Source organism: Limisphaera sp. 4302-co (genome assembly GCF_049537155.1).
In the GTDB taxonomy this organism is placed as follows: domain Bacteria; phylum Verrucomicrobiota; class Verrucomicrobiia; order Limisphaerales; family Limisphaeraceae; genus Limisphaera.
In genome coordinates this window covers 113815-128733 of the sequence record NZ_JBMVQZ010000010.1, presented here as the reverse complement: position 1 = coordinate 128733, position 14919 = coordinate 113815, and the positions used below count along the sequence as shown (strand labels likewise).

Annotated in this window: 13 protein-coding genes; 3 read left to right on the top strand and 10 right to left on the bottom strand. The window is 65.7% G+C overall.

The features are described 5' to 3' along the window. Window positions 1-10: 10 nt before the first annotated feature. The 7 genes from ACPDIX_RS11240 to ACPDIX_RS11210 all read right to left on the bottom strand — a co-directional run bounded on the left by ACPDIX_RS11240 (window position 11) and on the right by ACPDIX_RS11210 (window position 8369). The gene (locus ACPDIX_RS11240) at window positions 11-1012 is read right to left on the bottom strand and encodes a hypothetical protein (RefSeq protein ID WP_423431891.1); all 1002 of its coding nucleotides are present in this window, start codon (window positions 1010-1012) and stop codon (window positions 11-13) included. Then, a complete protein-coding gene (locus tag ACPDIX_RS11235) occupies window positions 1009-2424 on the bottom strand; it encodes a glycoside hydrolase family 140 protein (RefSeq protein WP_423431890.1) in 1416 nt (471 codons plus the stop codon). Before ACPDIX_RS11235 ends, ACPDIX_RS11240 begins: the two co-directional genes overlap by 4 nt. A gap of 399 nt (window positions 2425-2823) precedes the next feature. Continuing rightward, complete coding sequence (locus ACPDIX_RS11230) at window positions 2824-4365, bottom strand: UbiD family decarboxylase (RefSeq protein ID WP_423431889.1); 1542 nt, start codon at window positions 4363-4365, stop codon at window positions 2824-2826. A 119-nt stretch (window positions 4366-4484) separates the two neighbouring features. Continuing rightward, entirely contained in the window at window positions 4485-5222 is a 738-nt protein-coding gene (locus tag ACPDIX_RS11225; protein WP_423431888.1) for a class I SAM-dependent methyltransferase, read from the bottom strand. 77 nt (window positions 5223-5299) lie between these two features. Further along, the gene (locus ACPDIX_RS11220) at window positions 5300-6649 is read right to left on the bottom strand and encodes a hypothetical protein (RefSeq protein ID WP_423431887.1); all 1350 of its coding nucleotides are present in this window, start codon (window positions 6647-6649) and stop codon (window positions 5300-5302) included. A gap of 240 nt (window positions 6650-6889) precedes the next feature. Beyond that, window positions 6890-7615, bottom strand: a complete 726-nt coding sequence (locus ACPDIX_RS11215) for a PepSY-associated TM helix domain-containing protein (RefSeq protein WP_423431886.1) — start codon at window positions 7613-7615, stop codon at window positions 6890-6892. A 22-nt stretch (window positions 7616-7637) separates the two neighbouring features. Continuing rightward, complete coding sequence (locus tag ACPDIX_RS11210) at window positions 7638-8369, bottom strand: type II secretion system protein (protein ID WP_423431885.1); 732 nt, start codon at window positions 8367-8369, stop codon at window positions 7638-7640. Window positions 8370-8626: 257 nt separating this feature from the next. Between ACPDIX_RS11210 and ACPDIX_RS11205 the strand changes: the two genes are divergently transcribed. From ACPDIX_RS11205 to ACPDIX_RS11195, 3 genes are all read left to right on the top strand, one after another. After that, entirely contained in the window at window positions 8627-8968 is a 342-nt protein-coding gene (locus tag ACPDIX_RS11205; RefSeq protein ID WP_423431884.1) for a hypothetical protein, read from the top strand. A 26-nt stretch (window positions 8969-8994) separates the two neighbouring features. Further along, a complete protein-coding gene (locus ACPDIX_RS11200; RefSeq protein ID WP_423431883.1) occupies window positions 8995-10389 on the top strand; it encodes a DUF1501 domain-containing protein in 1395 nt (464 codons plus the stop codon). Between the two features lie 72 nt (window positions 10390-10461). Continuing rightward, the gene (locus tag ACPDIX_RS11195; RefSeq protein ID WP_423431882.1) at window positions 10462-12519 is read left to right on the top strand and encodes a hypothetical protein; all 2058 of its coding nucleotides are present in this window, start codon (window positions 10462-10464) and stop codon (window positions 12517-12519) included. Between the two features lie 120 nt (window positions 12520-12639). On the opposite strand, the gene ACPDIX_RS11190 is transcribed toward ACPDIX_RS11195, so the two are convergent. The 3 genes from ACPDIX_RS11190 to ACPDIX_RS11180 form a co-directional block, all read right to left on the bottom strand. Continuing rightward, window positions 12640-13398, bottom strand: a complete 759-nt coding sequence (locus ACPDIX_RS11190) for an SDR family NAD(P)-dependent oxidoreductase (RefSeq protein ID WP_423431881.1) — start codon at window positions 13396-13398, stop codon at window positions 12640-12642. Between the two features lie 348 nt (window positions 13399-13746). Next, window positions 13747-13947 (bottom strand): hypothetical protein, encoded by a 201-nt coding sequence (locus ACPDIX_RS11185; RefSeq protein ID WP_423431880.1) that lies wholly within the window; start codon window positions 13945-13947, stop codon window positions 13747-13749. Between the two features lie 7 nt (window positions 13948-13954). Continuing rightward, a complete protein-coding gene (locus ACPDIX_RS11180; RefSeq protein ID WP_423431879.1) occupies window positions 13955-14917 on the bottom strand; it encodes an FAD binding domain-containing protein in 963 nt (320 codons plus the stop codon). Between the last annotated feature and the right edge of the window lie 2 nt (window positions 14918-14919).

Sequence of the window (14919 nt, the reverse complement as noted above, 5' to 3'; positions counted from 1 at the left end):
GACGGCTGGATCATCGGTTTGACGACGGGAACAGACCCGGCTGGAGAAAAACGCGGAAGAATTCCCGCCGACAGGCCGAGAGGTCGGTGGCATCTTTGGGAATAACCAACAGGTCCGCCTCGTCTGACCGGCTGCAGGGTTCGAAGCGCAGGATGCCGTCGCGGAATGCGGCGCTGCGAAGTTCGGCGCGTTTCCAGCAGGCCGGATCGAACAACCAAACCAGAGGCGCGCCGTCGCTGAGTTGGTTGGCGCGGCCGAGGTCCGAGCGGATGAATCGTTTCATTTCGCGCGTCAGGGGATTATCGGGAAGGACATCGAAGTGAGCGGGTTCGAAGATCGAATCCCGGTCCCAGAAGGCGCCTCCGCCCCAATCCACGTAGCGGGTGCGTTTGCAAACGATGTAGGCCGACCAGGCGTCCTTGCCGTTGTAACCGCCGTTGCTGACGGTGAGGTTGAAGACGACGATCCTGTCGGCAATGTCGGGTGCGAGCAGGAGGGCGTTGGCGACGGTGGTCAGTGGTCCGCCGCAGATGAGCAGGAGGGGCTGGTGTGGTTGGGCCTTGCGAGCCTGCTCAATGATCAACCGGCTTCCCGGGCTGTCCTGCGGATGGGTATCCTCGATGCGGCCTGACGAGGGCCGTTGCAGGACACGATCTGCGCCGCGGGCGGGTTCCGGCAGGTTACGCAGCCCGGCCAGACGCGCCTGCTGGATGGCCTTTTGGGCGTCGTCCCGGCATTGGTCGAGGCTGTAGAGGTAGCCCTGTTGCCAGTTCCACATGTCTCGGGTCACAATCTGGCCCCGGAGGTTGATGAGCCCCAAACTGGCGCGGGCCCAGAGGTACTTGTTGTCGAACACGTCCGTCCACCAGTCGTTATCGTACAGGACGGGATTGTTGGAGGTGACGCCATCGATGACGACGGTGTGATTGCGGATGGTAAAGGAAGGTGCGCGGGCCGACGAGTAAAAACCTGTAAGTATTGCGAGCGCGACGATGGTGAGGAATCGGTTCATGGCTGTCCGGGTGGCGGGTAGTTGCGGGTGGCGTCGTCGAGCACGAGAACCCAGTCGAGGTGTTCTCCGGGGTCGGGCGGGGTGAAAGCTTGTTCACCTGCGGCGGGGAATTCGCCGGCGGATTGGGCGCGACCGTTGCGGGGGCTGAACCACCAGGCGCGGACGCGTTCGGCGTGAATGGCGTTCATGCGGACGCGGAAGGGCCGGCCCACGGGCACGTACACCATGGCGTAAGTGCCGGCGGTGTCGCGCGTGGCGACGAAGCGGTATCGACCGGCCCCGGGAACACTGGTGGGGATCCGATCGGGTATCAAAACCGAGTCGTCGGGGATGCGGGTCAGAAAGGGGCGGGAAAGGAGCAGTTGTTTGGCGTGGCGCATCTGCAGGGCGCCCGGTTGATGGAGTGCCTGGCGCCAGGGGAGTAACGGGTGATTGACCGGTGGGCGTTCGGGACTCCAGAACTGCCAGATCGAATGGTGTCCGTAGGTGTGGCCGAAGGCGCCGCTGAAAAGGTCCCAGTAGGCGGCGCGGCGGGCGTCCGCAGCGATGGAATGGCCCTGCCGAGCCGGATCGAAGTGGACGGGATGATCCTCGTAGATGGGTTCGCCGTCGAGGACCGGCTTGACGGGTGTGCGATCATAATCGGCCCGTGTCTGTTCGTATCTCCCGTTGAATTCCGTGCCATGGCCGTTCTGGCGCATGTTGAAGTCGAGCCAGGGCTCGGTATGGAACCATTGGGCCGAGCCGGCGCCGCCGACCGGATGAAACGTGATGAGGTGCGCACCGCCGTCGCCCCGGCGCAGGCCGCGGGCCATGGCACGAATGATTTCGCGGTGCGTGTCGGTTTCGACGGGTCGATCGCCGCCGAGAATCCAAATCACGCCGGCATTGCGATACCTGCGACCGAGCCACTCACCATAAATTTCAGCGTTTTGCGGGGTGAAGATCTCGGGACCGGTTCCCCATTTTTTGTTCCATTTATCGCCCCAGGTGGGGAGCAGCCCGATGTAAAGGCCGCGCTGGTTTGCGGCGCGGACGATGAAGTCGACGTGTTCCCAGTAGTCATTGTCCGGACCTTCACGGACGTCGGGTCGGGTGGGATCGTTTTCGACGAGGGGCCGGTGCCCGTAGGGGTTGGGGGTGTTGAGTCCGTCCACCTCGGCCAGTGCCACGGCCTGGATGACGGTGAATCCCTGGCGGGCCCGGGTGTCGAGATAATGCAGCGCCTCTTCGCGGGTGAGCCGGTGAAAGAGTTCCCATGCGGTGTCGCCGAGCCAGAAGAAGGGTTGACCGGTTTCTGTGACCAGGAAGCGACGGTTTTCGCTGACCTTGAGACGGGGCAGGTCGGCGGCTGTCCCGTCCATCCGGGACAGGAACAGGGTGAGGACGATCAGGGTGACGAGCGCTTTCATGGGTGGATGGACCGGGTTGTGGGACGTGGGGGCCGAACCGGGGTTGAGTGGTGATGAGGGGCCGCGAGTGATGGTGTGCGCGGCAACGACCCGGATGAGCGGGTGGTGCTCAAACAGGCTTGATGTCGGGCAAAGGATCGGCGCGGTGTCATCCCGAATAACAGACGCACGCGGGGCATGCTCGTATTCATGGAAGGTGCCACGGTTTCGGCGGCCGCGGGCCTGATTCGGTGTGGGTCGGGGAGAAAGAGTCGGCAGCGGCAGGCTGCGGGCGGCACGGCAGGGCCCGGGACCCGGGAGTTTTGGGTGGGTTGCCGCTGGGTGGCGACCCGGAGGGAGCCCGGACGCGGCTGAATGGAAAGGTGTGCCGGGCCGGGGCCTGCCTGCCCGGAGGCACCATCAACGCAGCGCGCGCAGCAGCTGGTCCACGCGGTTTTGCACAGCGGGATCCATTCGGATGAGGGGTGGCCAGGGGCGTTTGAACCCTTCGCCGGGGAGCTTGCGGGTGGCGTCGATGCCCAGCTTGGTGCCGACGCCGATTTCGTTGGTGGCGTGGTCGAGGACGTCAGCCGGGCCGCGGGTGAAGAGGCAGTCGCGCTGGGGATCGGTGTTGGCGCAGAGGCGGAAGAGGACCTCGCTGGTGTTGTGGACGTCCACATCGTCGTCCACGACGATGATGTATTTGGTGAACATCATCTGTCCCATGCCCCAGAGTCCGTGCATGATCTTGTAGGCCTGCATGGGATAGGTTTTGCGGATGCTCACGACGACCAGGTTGTGGAACACGCCCTCGGCCGGGAGCGCGAGGTCCACGATTTCGGGGAAGTTCATTTTGAAGACGGGCAGGAAGAGTTTCACCGAGGCACTGCCCATGTAGAAATCCTCCATGGGCGGGATCCCGACGATGGTGGCGGGGTACACGGCGTCCTTACGATGAGTGACGGCGGTGATGTGGAAGACCGGGTAGGGCTCGGGCAGGGAGTAATAGCCCGTGTGATCGCCGAAGGGGCCTTCTTGGCGGAGGGGTTCGCAGGGATCCACGTAGCCTTCGAGGACGAAGTCCGCGTCGGCGGGGACCTCGAGGTCCACGGTTTCGCAGGGGACAAGTTCGACCGATCGTTTGCGGAGGTAGCCGGCCAGGAGGAATTCGTCCAGACCGTCGGGCAGGGGGGCGGTGGCGGCGAAGGTGTAGGCGGGATCGCCGCCGAGGAAGACGGCCACGGGCATGCGTTCGCCTTTTTCGTAGTAACGGCGGCCGTGACGGGCGGCGACCTTCTGGAGCTGCCAGTGCATGCCGGTGGTCGTGGGGTCATAAACTTGCATGCGGTACATGCCGACGTTGCGTTCGCCGGTGTCGGGGTCGCGTGTGACGACGCAGGGCAGGGTGATGAAACGGCCGGCGTCGAGGGGCCAGCATTTGAGGATGGGGAGGTTCAGAATGGTGGGCAGCGGGGCGTGGCGCGCGGCGTCGGGGTCCTTGAGGATGTCCGGTGCCTGGGGCCAGGGTTCGGTTCGACGGGGCGGCGGATCGAATCGGTGGACGACCTCTTTGCAGGGGCCGTCCTTGACGGTTCGGGGTCGGGCATGGCGGAGCTCGAGGGCCTGGCCGAGCAGGCGGATGGCTTCGCGAAAGGAGAGGGGCGGTTTGGCCTTGAGCAGGGCTCCCAGCTCGGCGGCCACGGCGTCGACACTTTCGGCGCCGAGGGCCAGGGCCATGCGTCTCCAGGAACCGAATGCGTTGATGGCCAGGGGAAAGGGCGAGGGTTGCCCGTCGACGGTGGGTTGTTCGAAGAGCAGGGCCTTTCCGCCGCCGGGAGACTTCATTTGGCGGTCGGCCAGCTCGGTGATTTCGAGCTCAGTGGCGACGGGTTGTCGGACGCGGATCAGCTCGCCTTCCGCGTCGAGTTTCCGGACGAATTCGCCGAACGAGGCGTATGCCATGGGGGCAGGCTAGCAGAGAGGCACGCGGAGCCAAGAGCGGGGAAGGCCGGTGCAAACGGTGGAAGGGGTGGGCCGGGCGGCGACAGGGCGTGCCGGCCGGGGCGGCGCTGTGGGCGGGGTCATTTCCAGGCGTGGACGACGATGCGGTCGGTGCGGGCGAGGGTGTGAAAGGCGAAGCCGCGTCGCCATCGCAGCCATGCGGCGCGTGCCCAACGCCACCACCAGGGGCGCACGCCGGCGACGATTTCGACGCGCCGGAAGCCGACGGTGCGGCACATGGCCAGGACGGCCGCAGGGTTGGGACCGCACCAGTTGGTGGCGTCGCGCCCAACCTCGTCGCCCGGGTAGAAGGCGATCGCGGGCCGGCGCAGTTGGAGCAGGTCTACCATGGTTTCGAGGATCATGAGTTCGCGGGTGACGCTGGCGACTCGTTCGAGGGCCAGGAGGGGATGTTTCATGTGATAGAGCACGCCCAGAAAGAGGACGACATCGAAGACACCCACGGTTTCCGGGGAGAGATCGAGTACGTCGATGGTTTTGTCTTCCACCTTGCTGCCGAGGGCCTGGCGTGCGAGGTCGAACCCGCGTTTGCTGCCCCAGTCGTGGGAGCCGTTCCAACAGTAGGAATCAGTGGCCAGGACGCGCGCGGCACCGCGTCGTTCGGCTTCGAACGAGAAGAAACCGTCCCAGGCGCCGACGTCGAGGACGGTTTTGCCTGCCAGGGATTCGGGCAGTTTGAGCCGTGCAAGTTTGCGCGGGCTGTTGTCCTGGCCGGGCGTGACGATGCCGTGACCCAGATCAATCGTGTGATGCCACCGGATCTCCGCCACCCGGGCCCGAAGTTCCTCCGGACTCATGGGACGGGGATGGTAGGAACGAACCCTGGCGGGTCAAGGCACAGGGTCGGGATGGGACCGACCCGGGCGCGGCCGGTTCAGGGTGTGACCGGCCTCAGGCGGAAGAATCGTGCCGGTTCGACAGGGTTGACGGACAACGTTCCGGATTCCGTGCCGGAGGTTTCGACGGGTGACCAGGGCCCCGAGGGTGTGGGTGCGGATTCGAGTGTCCACGCGGCGGAAGGTGTCCAGCGGAGTTGCAGGATGCCATCCTGCCGTTCCCAGAGGAGAACGGGCTGCCGGGGTATGGGGAGTTGGAGGGCGGCGATCCCGCCGAACCAGTTGGCGGCGCCGAGCTCGGTGACGAGGAAGAGGCGGTTCTCCCAAAGGGTGAGGGCCTCGGCTTTGGCGCCCGTGGAGGCGTCGAAGGTGGCGACGATTTCGGATGTGTCATTGGCGATTCGGCCGATGAGGCCGTAACCGGTGGGACCGCCCTCGGCGCAGAGATAGTAGAGGTGATCCCGGTGGCGGACGGTCGCTTTGGGTTTGGCCCCGTTGATGGGGCCGTCGCAAACCAGGATCCAGCGGCCGGTCCCGGTTTGCGGATCGTAGCAGCCGATGCCGCCGTAACCCTTGCCGGAGTTGAGGGTGAGGTCTCCGCCTTCCTCGGCGGCATAGTAAAGTTTGTCGCCAACGGGCAGCAGGGCACGGATCTTGGCGCCGTGATTTGCGGCATTCAGAACCAGTTGACGTTCGATCCGGCCCTGCTGAAGGTCGATCGTCCCGATGGCACCTGCGCCCTTGCCGGACATCTGGGAGAGATCACCGCCCTCGCGTGCGGCGTACCAGATCCGGCCCTGGAAGGCGACCGGCGGCGCCTCGAATTTGAACCCGGTTTCCTGATCGAACGAAGCCACCACGGTGAGGCCCGTGTCCGGATCGAATTTCATGAGGGCCCCGAGACCGGCTGCGCCACCCTTGTCGGTCAGGAAATACCAACCTTGTCCGTCCAAGGACATGGGCGGGGTTTTGGGTTTCGTCTCGGACGTGAAGTCGGCAAGGACAGTGACGGTGTGGGCCGCCGGGTCGAATGCGCCGATGTATCCGTACCCGGCAGAGCCACCTTTTTCGCATACAAACCACAGCCTGTTTTCTATGGGGACGAGACCTCCCTTGACCTTGGTTTCAGTGGAGAACTCGTACACCGGCACCCAGGAACCGGTGGAGGGATCGAGGCGACCGATGTAACCCGCGTTGGCGCTGCCGCCCTTGTCGGCCACGCCATAGAGCTGGCCGCCCCAGTGGGCAAACGGTCCCTTGATTTTGGTCTCCTCGCTGAAACTGTGGAGCAGCGTCAGTTGTGCCTCTGCGTTTGCCTGCATGGCTGCCGGCAGGGACGCTGCGATGAGGATGGCGGACGCCAGAATGATGGTATTGCGAGGATGCAAGTTGTGGTGATGCTTGTTATGCATCATGGCTGTGCGTCGGTGGTTTCAGGTTTCGAGACTGTGTGTGCGCCGGAAAGTGGCATCGGACATCCGTGCGGAGCCCGGTGGTGGCGCATGGCCGTTGTGGCTGCGCGCGGAGACCGGGCGGGGCGGGCCGCATTTGCGGATGGGTGTTCCACCCGGTGGCCCAGGAAAGTCCGAATACACAGACCCGGGAGAGGGGCTCGGTACATGACAACCTTACCGCGCGAGCTCCACCGTTTCGGGTTGACGCGCTTGGATGGCGGCGGTGGCCGGCGGATGTGCCCGGGTCTTGAGCTGGGCATTGCGGCGCCGCAGGAGGAGCGGTTTGACCCAGACGTACAAGCCCGACAGCGTGAGAAACAGGAGACCGGCCCCGGCTGCCGTCATGATGGCCTTGCCCCATGGACCGGCGATCTTTCCGGTGTGCAGATCCAGGAGGATCTTGCCCCAATCTGTTTTGCGGACGGGTGCGCCCGAAGCGTCCATGCCGAGGAATTTCTCGTAGGGACCCCGGGCCAGGAGCCGGCCGGTGGCGGCGTGAATCTGGAGTTCCTTCCCGCCGGGTTGTTTGATTTTCCAGACCCAGTGGCCCTGTTCGAGCTTGAGTTCGAGTTTTTCGAGGGGGACGTCGCCCCAGTGAGCGCGGGCGCGGGCCAATGCTGCGGAGGGTGGCACGGGCCAGGTGTCCAGGGTGGAGGCGGTGGTGAGGGCGAGCGAAGGCCCCTCGACAGGGGGGTGCTGCGGGTCGGTCGGGGGCGTGGGGAGCGGATGTTCGGTGTCGGGCATCAAACCCAGGGCGCCCAGGACAGGTTTTTTGTAGTTGAGGATCATGCCGGTGACCGCGAACACGACCATGAAGAGCGCGGCGACCACACCGATCCAGCGATGCCAGTTGCGCATGCGGATCAGCCAGCGGTTTTTGGGTTGGACCGTTGTTTGCATGTTTTTGTGAGTGCGGTGGGAATCAGTCGAGGTCGCCCTTTGATTCCTTGTCCTGTTCCTTGGAGGAGAGGGTGATGACGCGGCCGTCGCCCATGACTTTGTTGAAGTAACGGGCGTGCCATTTGACCGGTCCGAGTTCGCCCTTGGCGACCTTTTCCATGACCTTCAGGGGATCGTCGGAATCCCACGGTTTGAAGAGGTCGCGTGCGATGTCCAGTGTGGTGGCGTGGGTGAACCGGTTTTTGTGCAGGTCTTCGGGATTTCGGCCGAGATCCACGCCCTCGACCTGGTAACTGGATCCCCGGCGGTCGAACACCGGGGTTCGATCGGCGGCATCGCCGCGATCCGACGGGCAGCGGAAAACGCGTGCGGCGAGGTAACGGCCGCCGGAGAGCTCTGCAGTGGCGTGAGACGCGCCGAGGTAGGGTGCCAGGAGCGTGTGGATGCCGTTGGTGAGGGTTTGCAAGCGCTTGCCTTTGGCCAGGTCGTCGGGCTTGAGGGCGGTTTTCTTGACCTCGTATTTCCAGGGGAGCCAGTCGTTGTTGTCCTGGGCGTACATGGCGACGGCGAGGTGGATCTGGTGCAGGTTGGAGACGCAGGCGATGCGGCGTGCGCGTTCCTGTGCGGATGCCAGCACGGGCAGGAGCAGGCCTGCGAGGATGGCGATGACAGCGATGACAACCAGCAGCTCGATGAGCGTGAATGCAGCGGGGCGGGCCCGCCGGCAGGCATGATGCGCGATCTGTGTTCTCATGGCGGTTCCCAGCATGCCCATTGTGGGGCGGGTGCCGCTAACGGCGGGTTGCGAAAGTGTGTCGGTGGCTTGCAAAAGATTGTCGGCTGGTTGCGAAAACTGTCGTTGGCTTGCAGTCGTGCGGGCGGGACGGGCCCCCGGGTGCCCGTTGAGAGGGTTGTAATCAATGGGGGCGTATGTCGGGGTGAAACCTTCGGTGCGTGGAGGACGTCCAGGGGGATGGGCATTTGAACGGTATGGAGGCGGAGAGGGCACGAATGGGCGCGGTTCAAGGTTCATGGAGCGGCAGGTTGCCTGGCGGCCTGGGGACGTGCGGGCGCAGGGTGAAGCGGGCCGAATGCTGGGTGGCCTGGGGCGGGGTGGGGCATGCGTGGGTGACGGTCTGCCCGGAACCGTGCGGGGGTCTGGCGGCCGGGCGGGGGCGGCGTGTGGAGGAGGTGGCGGAGCGTTTTTACCTGGTGGTCCTGTCGCGGCCGCCCGAGCCGGAGGAGGAGGCGGTGGTGGAGCGGTTGTTTGCGGAGAGCCGGTCGCGCCGGGAGGCGGCGGAGGATTTTCTCTGGGCACTGATCAACAGTGCGGAGTTCGTGCATCGTCATTGAACCCTGGTCGGAACGGAGGCTGAGGCATGAATCCATGGGCGAGTGAACCGGATCGGTGGGCACGGCAGGAGGCGTCGCGGCTGTTGGATCGGCTGGGTTTGCCGATGTCGCGGCGGGAGATGTTGCGATGCTGTTTGTATGGTGCGGGCGGGCTGTTTTTGTTGAACGGGTGGGGGTTGCGGGCGACTGCGCCGCGGCGGCTGCCCCGGGCGCGATCGGTGATCCAGATCTGGTTGTGGGGCGGGCCTTGTCACATTGACCTGTTCGATCCGAAACCGGAGGCCGGCCGGGATTTCTGTGGTCCGTTGAATGCGGCGCTGGAAACGAACGTCCCGGGCATCCGGATCGGTCAGTTGTTGCCGCGGCTGGCGCGGCAGGCTGACAAGTATGCGTTGATCCGGAGTCTGACCCACGGCAGCAACGCTCATGAGACGGCCTCCTACATTGTGCAGACGGGGCACAACCCGGGCGGACGCGACGTGTTTCCGAGCGCGGGGGCGGTGGTGGCGAATTTCAAGGGCGGCTCGGGCGGGTCGCGTGGTCTGATTCCTCCGTACATCGTGCTGACCGAGCCGCAGGGACGGTTTTCGGAGTCGGGTTTTCTGGGATACTCTGCCAAGCCGTTCGTGACGGGGGGCGATCCGGCACGGCCGCGGTTCGAGGTGGAAGGGATCGTGGCTTCGGGCATTTCGGAGGCCCGGCAGTTGCGCCGGCGCGAATTGTTGGGACAGCTCAACACACTGGGGCGCGCTTTGCCGGGTGAGGCCACGCTCCAGACGTTTTACGCTTCGGAGGAACAGGCGTACGAACTGATCCTGGGCGAGGCGGGTCGCTTGTTCGATTTGGATCGGGAACCCGACGAGGTGCGGGATCGGTACGGTCGAACCACGTTCGGCCAGAGTTGTCTGATGGCGCGCCGGCTGGTGGAGAAGGGCGTGCCGTACGTGACGATCAACCATAAGGGTTGGGACACGCACAAGCAGCATTTCCAGGCGATGAACCGCAAGTTGCCGGAGTTGGACCAGGGATTGTCGGCGCTGTTGGAGGATTTGGCGGTTCGTGGCCTGTTGGCCGAGACGATTGTGTGGGTGTCGGGCGAGTTTGGCCGGACGCCGCGTGTGCAGTGGGATCCGCCCTGGAACGGAGGGCGCAACCATTTCGGCCGGGCCTTTTCGGCGCTGGTGGCCGGAGGCGGGTTCAAGGGCGGGCAGGTGCTCGGCGCGACCAACGCGACCGGCGAGGAGGTGGTGGAGCGGCCGGTGCATCCGGCCGAGGTGCTGGCCAGCATCTACACGTTGCTGGGGATCGATCCGGGCGCGACCCTGCCGCATCCGGAGGGCCAACCGGTGCGTGTACTGCCCGAGGCGGTTGGTCACGGCGGTTCCATCCGCTTGTTGCACGAGATCATGGAGACCGTATGACGGCGCAACCGGGAGAGGGAAGGGTCCGGCGCCGCCCAGGTGCGGGCTCGGGACCTGGTGGTGTTCTGCAGTATGAGCGGCGCCGGCGGGTGGGGACGGTGTTGGTGCTGCTGGCGGGGGGTCGGCTGGTTGGTGGCGCAACCGGGGCCCCGCATCGGTTACGTGTATCCCGCGGGTGGACAGGTTGGCACGACTTTCGAGGTCACGGTTGGCGGCCGGAACCTGGCGCGGGTGGACCGGGTCTGGTTCAGCGGTGAGGGGGTTGAGGGTGAGGTGGTGGAGTATCACCGGCCCATGGCGCCGGGCCGGTTCAATCAGTTGCGGGAGGAGCTGCGGCAGTTGATCGAAAAGCGCCGGGTATGGTTGAGCGGGCGTCGGTCCGGCCATCCGCAGCCGGGCGACGCTCCTTCTTGGGCGGAGGCAGACGCGAGACGCTGGGATCAGATCGTGGCCGAACTGCTGAGGAATCCGCCCAACCGCAATGCCACGCCGGCCGTGGCCGAGACGGTGCGGCTGCGGGTGCGGATTCTGGAAACTGCCGTGCCCGGCGAGATGGAGATGCGGCTGGCGGATCCTTCCGGCGTGTCCCATCCGCTGCGATTCTGCGTGGACCGCCTGCCGGAGAGGTCCGAGCCGCCTGCGCAGATGCCGAACCCGGAGTTCGAGCGGTTCCTTGCCCGGCTGGGCCGGCGCCCCGGGACGGTCCAGACTTCCGGCGTGCCGGTGCGGGTGGAATTGCCCGTGATCCTGAACGGTCAGATTCTGCCGGGCACGACGGATCGTTACACGTTTCAGGCCCGGCGTGGCCAGCGTGTGGTGGCCGCGCTGCAGGCGCGGGCGTTGATTCCCTATCTGGCGGACGCCGTGCCGGGATGGTTTCAGGCGACGCTGACGCTGCTGGATCCGGAGGGCCGGGCGATAGCCTATTGCGACGATTTCCGGTTCGATCCCGATCCGGTGTTGATGTGTGAGATTCCGGCCGACGGATTCTACACGTTGGAGGTTCGGGACGCGTTGTTCCGGGGCCGGGAGGATTTTGTTTACCGGCTCACGCCGGGGGAGGTTCCGCGGGTTACGGAGGTTTTCCCGTTGGGCGGCCGTTTGGGCATGCCGCTGGAGCTGGAGTTGAGCGGATGGAACCTGCCGGTGCGGCGCGTCACGATTCCGACCCGGGATCTCGAGCCGGGGTTGCAACGCGTGCCGTTGCGGTCCGAGGGCTTCGAGCTGGGTCATGCGTGGGTGCAACTGGATACGCTGCCGGAGAGCTGGGAAACCGAACCCAAGGACCATTCCGCGGAGGCGCCCCTGCTCCAGTTGCCCTGCATTGTTAACGGTCGGGTCGGGGCTCCGGGCGACGTGGACCTCCACCGTTTCAGAGGGCGTGCGGGTCAGACGGTGGTGTTGGAGGTCTGGGCACGGCGGCTGGGTTCGCCCCTGGATGCGCGGCTGGAATGCGGGCGCGGAGCGGACGAGATCCTGGCTGCTGCGGATGATGTGCCCGATCCCGCCTGCGGTTGGGTGACACATCAGGCGGATCCCTACCTGCGGCTGACGTTGCCCGAGGACGGGGAGTACTGGGTTCGGCTCACCGAGGTCCAGGGCAAGGGAGGGCCGGCCCATGCCTACCGGCTGCGGATTGACGAGGCGCGGCCGGATTTTGCGTTGCGATGGACGCCGTCGAGTTTGACCGTCCGGCCCGGCGGTGTGGTGACGGGCGCGGTGCACGTGATCCGGCGGGATGGGTTTGAGGGTGCGATCGAGCTCGTGCTTCGCGATGGTCCGCCCGGGGCGGTGCTGGTGCCTTCGCGCGTGCCGGCGGGAACCAACCGTATGGAGGTGCGACTGCGTGTGCCGGCCGGGACACGGCGCGGGTTTTGGCCGTTGAAGTTGGAGGGAAGGGCCAACGTGGCCGGGGAAAGCGTGGTCCGCACGGTGGAACCGGCCGAGGAATGGATGCAGGCGTTCTTTTACCGGCATCTGCTTCCGGCGGCCGACCTCTGGTTGACGGTGACCGGGCGGCCGACCCGTACGGCCGAACGGCGCCGCGCGACCTTCGCAGGAGGAAGGGGGCGTGCGGCTGATCCCCGCGCGAGAGTGGAGCAAGCGGACGATCGCCCGCGCGTGCGTTGAGGCGGGAGCTGACAAAGGGACGAACGGCGCCGGCCCGTGCCAACGGTCAGGTTCCACCTCCTGGTACACGGGGAAGAGCCGGGCGATTCACCCGCGGGCCCGGTTGAATGGTGACCGGCCTTACTGGGCGGTCCAGCCGCCGTCTATGCAGATGTCGGTGCCGGTGATCCAGCCGGCTGCTTCGGAACAGAGGTAGAGGGCGAGGGCGGCGATTTCTTCTTCTTTACCCCAACGGCCCAGGGGGATCTTGGATGTGAACTCGCGCTGGAGGTCGGGGTTTTCGAGGAGCGGCCGGTTCATTTCGGTGGCCACGGGTCCGGGACTGATGCCGTTGACGGTGATGCCCTCGGGCGCCAGTTCCAGGGCCAGGGCACGAGTGAAGCCCAACAAGCCGGTCTTGCTGGCGGCGTAGGCGGTGCGTCCCGGCAGCGCGACGTGGCTCATGATGGAGGTGAGATTGAGAATCCGGCCGTATCCCTGAGCGCGCATGAGCGGGATCAACGCCCGGCAAACGAGGAAGACTCCTGTGAGATTGGTTTCCAGCACCCGGTGCCATTCCTCGAGGGTGAACTCGGTGATGGGCTTGCGGAGGTTGATACCTGCGGAATTGACGACGATGTGGACGGCTCCGAACGTCGCCCGGATTTGTCCGGCGGCCGAGGTCACCTGGGCTTCGGACGAAACGTCGCAGCAGAGGGCGAGGCTCTTGCGACCGCGCTGGCGGATCTCGGCGGCCACGGCCTCGAGTCGCTGGCGGTCGCGTGCCAACAGGGCCACGTCAGCCCCTGCATCAGCCAGGGCCAGTGCAATGGCCCGGCCCAGTCCGCGGCTGGCCCCGGTCACGACCGCCACCCGGTTTTGCAGGCGAACCTCGTTCATGGGGTGGTATTCTGAGGTGCTTGTCATCCCGGGGCCAGACTCCAGTGCTCAGGGACGTGAACCCGGTTGGTTGGCGGGTCGTTTTCGTACCGCGGCGGTTGGGCGACATTGGATGGGTAGCTCCTTGGTTTCTGGGTGAGGCCGGGCCGGTGGCGAGGGGTAGGGCAGGTGGGCCCGGCCGGCCCTGGCAGGACGGGGCGGCCCGGAGGCCGTGCGATGGCGGCGAAGGGCTGGCGAGTCAAAGTTTGCGGGCCGGCGTGAAAGCCGTGCATGCCGATGGCCTCCCGGGACGTTTTGGGCGGAGGCGGGACGAAGAGGCGTGGCTGGCGGGTGCGAACGGGCCGGACCTCAGTCTTCGAAACAGGGTCGGCCGGGCTGACAGCTGTTCTTGTGGACGGGTTGTTGGTCGGGGCCGACGACGGTTTGGGTGAGGTTGCACCAGAAATGGCAGGGTGCGGTCTGGTCGGGTTCCGGTTCCGTAAAGGCCTCGTCCGGGGAGGCGTCGATGTACAGTTTTTTGGTTCGAAGATGTTGGCAGAGACGGTTCATGGCGCGATCAGGCTTGGAGTTGGCGCAAGGTGCGGCGGATGAGGGCGCGGGCCATGGGGATTTTGTAGGCGTTGTGGGTTTGCGGTTCGGCGCCGGCCAGCAGGAGGTCGGCGGCGTGGTCGAGCACGTCATCGTCCGGAGCCTTGCCTTCGAGGAACTGGTTGGCTGCGGCCACCTGGTGGGGGACGGGGGAGATGCAGCCGAGCGCGACGCGGACGTTGCGGAGGCGGCCGTTCTCCAGGTTTGCTGCTGCGGCGCAGCTGACCAGGGCCCAGTCGAAGGCGTGTTTTTCGCTGATCTGGAGGTACGCGCTGCGGCGGCGCTGGGTGGGGATTTCGACGCGCAAGATCAGGTCGCCGGGCCGGAGGGAGTGATGGGCAGTGGGGTTGTCCCAGGCCAGTTCGTAGAGTTCGGCCATGGACATGCGGCGTTCCTGGCCGTCGCGAAGGACGATGGCGGTGGCGTCGAGGGCGGTGAGGGCGATAGCGAGGTTGGAAACGACGGGGCTGATGCAGACGTTGCCCGTGAAGAGGGCGTGGTACCGGTTGTCGCCCTCGATGGCGTAGCAGATACGCCCGCGCTTTTTGAGGCACTGGATGTCGCGGTGGCGATAGTACCAGCAGCGGGAGTGCTGGGCGAGGTTGCCGCCGAGGGTGGCGACGTTGCGGATCTGCTGGGAGCCGACTTCGGCAGCGGCCTGGTGGAGTCCGGGGAAGACCTTCCTGATTTCGGGATGGTCTTCGATTTGTGCGATGGTGACCAGGGCACCGATGCGCCAGTGGTCGGCGCCGGGCTCGATTCGGTTCAGGTCGGGGAGGGCCTTGATGTTGACCAGGCGGGTGGCTTCGGTGATGTCGTCCTTGAGCCGGCCGAGCAGGTCGTTGCCGCCGGCCAGGTACTGACCCTTGGGCCCGAGGAGTTCCCGGGCGCTTTCGGTGGACAGGGCGGTGACGAATTCGAACGGTTTCATGC

What these genes read in the sequence shown, in the direction of transcription:
- ACPDIX_RS11195 (WP_423431882.1), top strand. Translation starts at nt 10,462, where the DNA reads ATGAGCGGCGCCGGCGGGTGGGGACGGTGTTGGTGCTGCTGGCGGGGG.
- ACPDIX_RS11230 (WP_423431889.1), bottom strand. Translation starts at nt 4,365, where the DNA reads ATGGCATACGCCTCGTTCGGCGAATTCGTCCGGAAACTCGACGCGGAA.
- ACPDIX_RS11180 (WP_423431879.1), bottom strand. Translation starts at nt 14,917, where the DNA reads ATGAAACCGTTCGAATTCGTCACCGCCCTGTCCACCGAAAGCGCCCGG.
- ACPDIX_RS11190 (WP_423431881.1), bottom strand. Translation starts at nt 13,398, where the DNA reads ATGAACGAGGTTCGCCTGCAAAACCGGGTGGCGGTCGTGACCGGGGCC.
- ACPDIX_RS11205 (WP_423431884.1), top strand. Translation starts at nt 8,627, where the DNA reads ATGGGCGCGGTTCAAGGTTCATGGAGCGGCAGGTTGCCTGGCGGCCTG.
- ACPDIX_RS11225 (WP_423431888.1), bottom strand. Translation starts at nt 5,222, where the DNA reads ATGAGTCCGGAGGAACTTCGGGCCCGGGTGGCGGAGATCCGGTGGCAT.
- ACPDIX_RS11240 (WP_423431891.1), bottom strand. Translation starts at nt 1,012, where the DNA reads ATGAACCGATTCCTCACCATCGTCGCGCTCGCAATACTTACAGGTTTT.
- ACPDIX_RS11200 (WP_423431883.1), top strand. Translation starts at nt 8,995, where the DNA reads ATGAATCCATGGGCGAGTGAACCGGATCGGTGGGCACGGCAGGAGGCG.
- ACPDIX_RS11185 (WP_423431880.1), bottom strand. Translation starts at nt 13,947, where the DNA reads ATGAACCGTCTCTGCCAACATCTTCGAACCAAAAAACTGTACATCGAC.
- ACPDIX_RS11215 (WP_423431886.1), bottom strand. Translation starts at nt 7,615, where the DNA reads ATGCAAACAACGGTCCAACCCAAAAACCGCTGGCTGATCCGCATGCGC.
- ACPDIX_RS11210 (WP_423431885.1), bottom strand. Translation starts at nt 8,369, where the DNA reads ATGAGAACACAGATCGCGCATCATGCCTGCCGGCGGGCCCGCCCCGCT.
- ACPDIX_RS11235 (WP_423431890.1), bottom strand. Translation starts at nt 2,424, where the DNA reads ATGAAAGCGCTCGTCACCCTGATCGTCCTCACCCTGTTCCTGTCCCGG.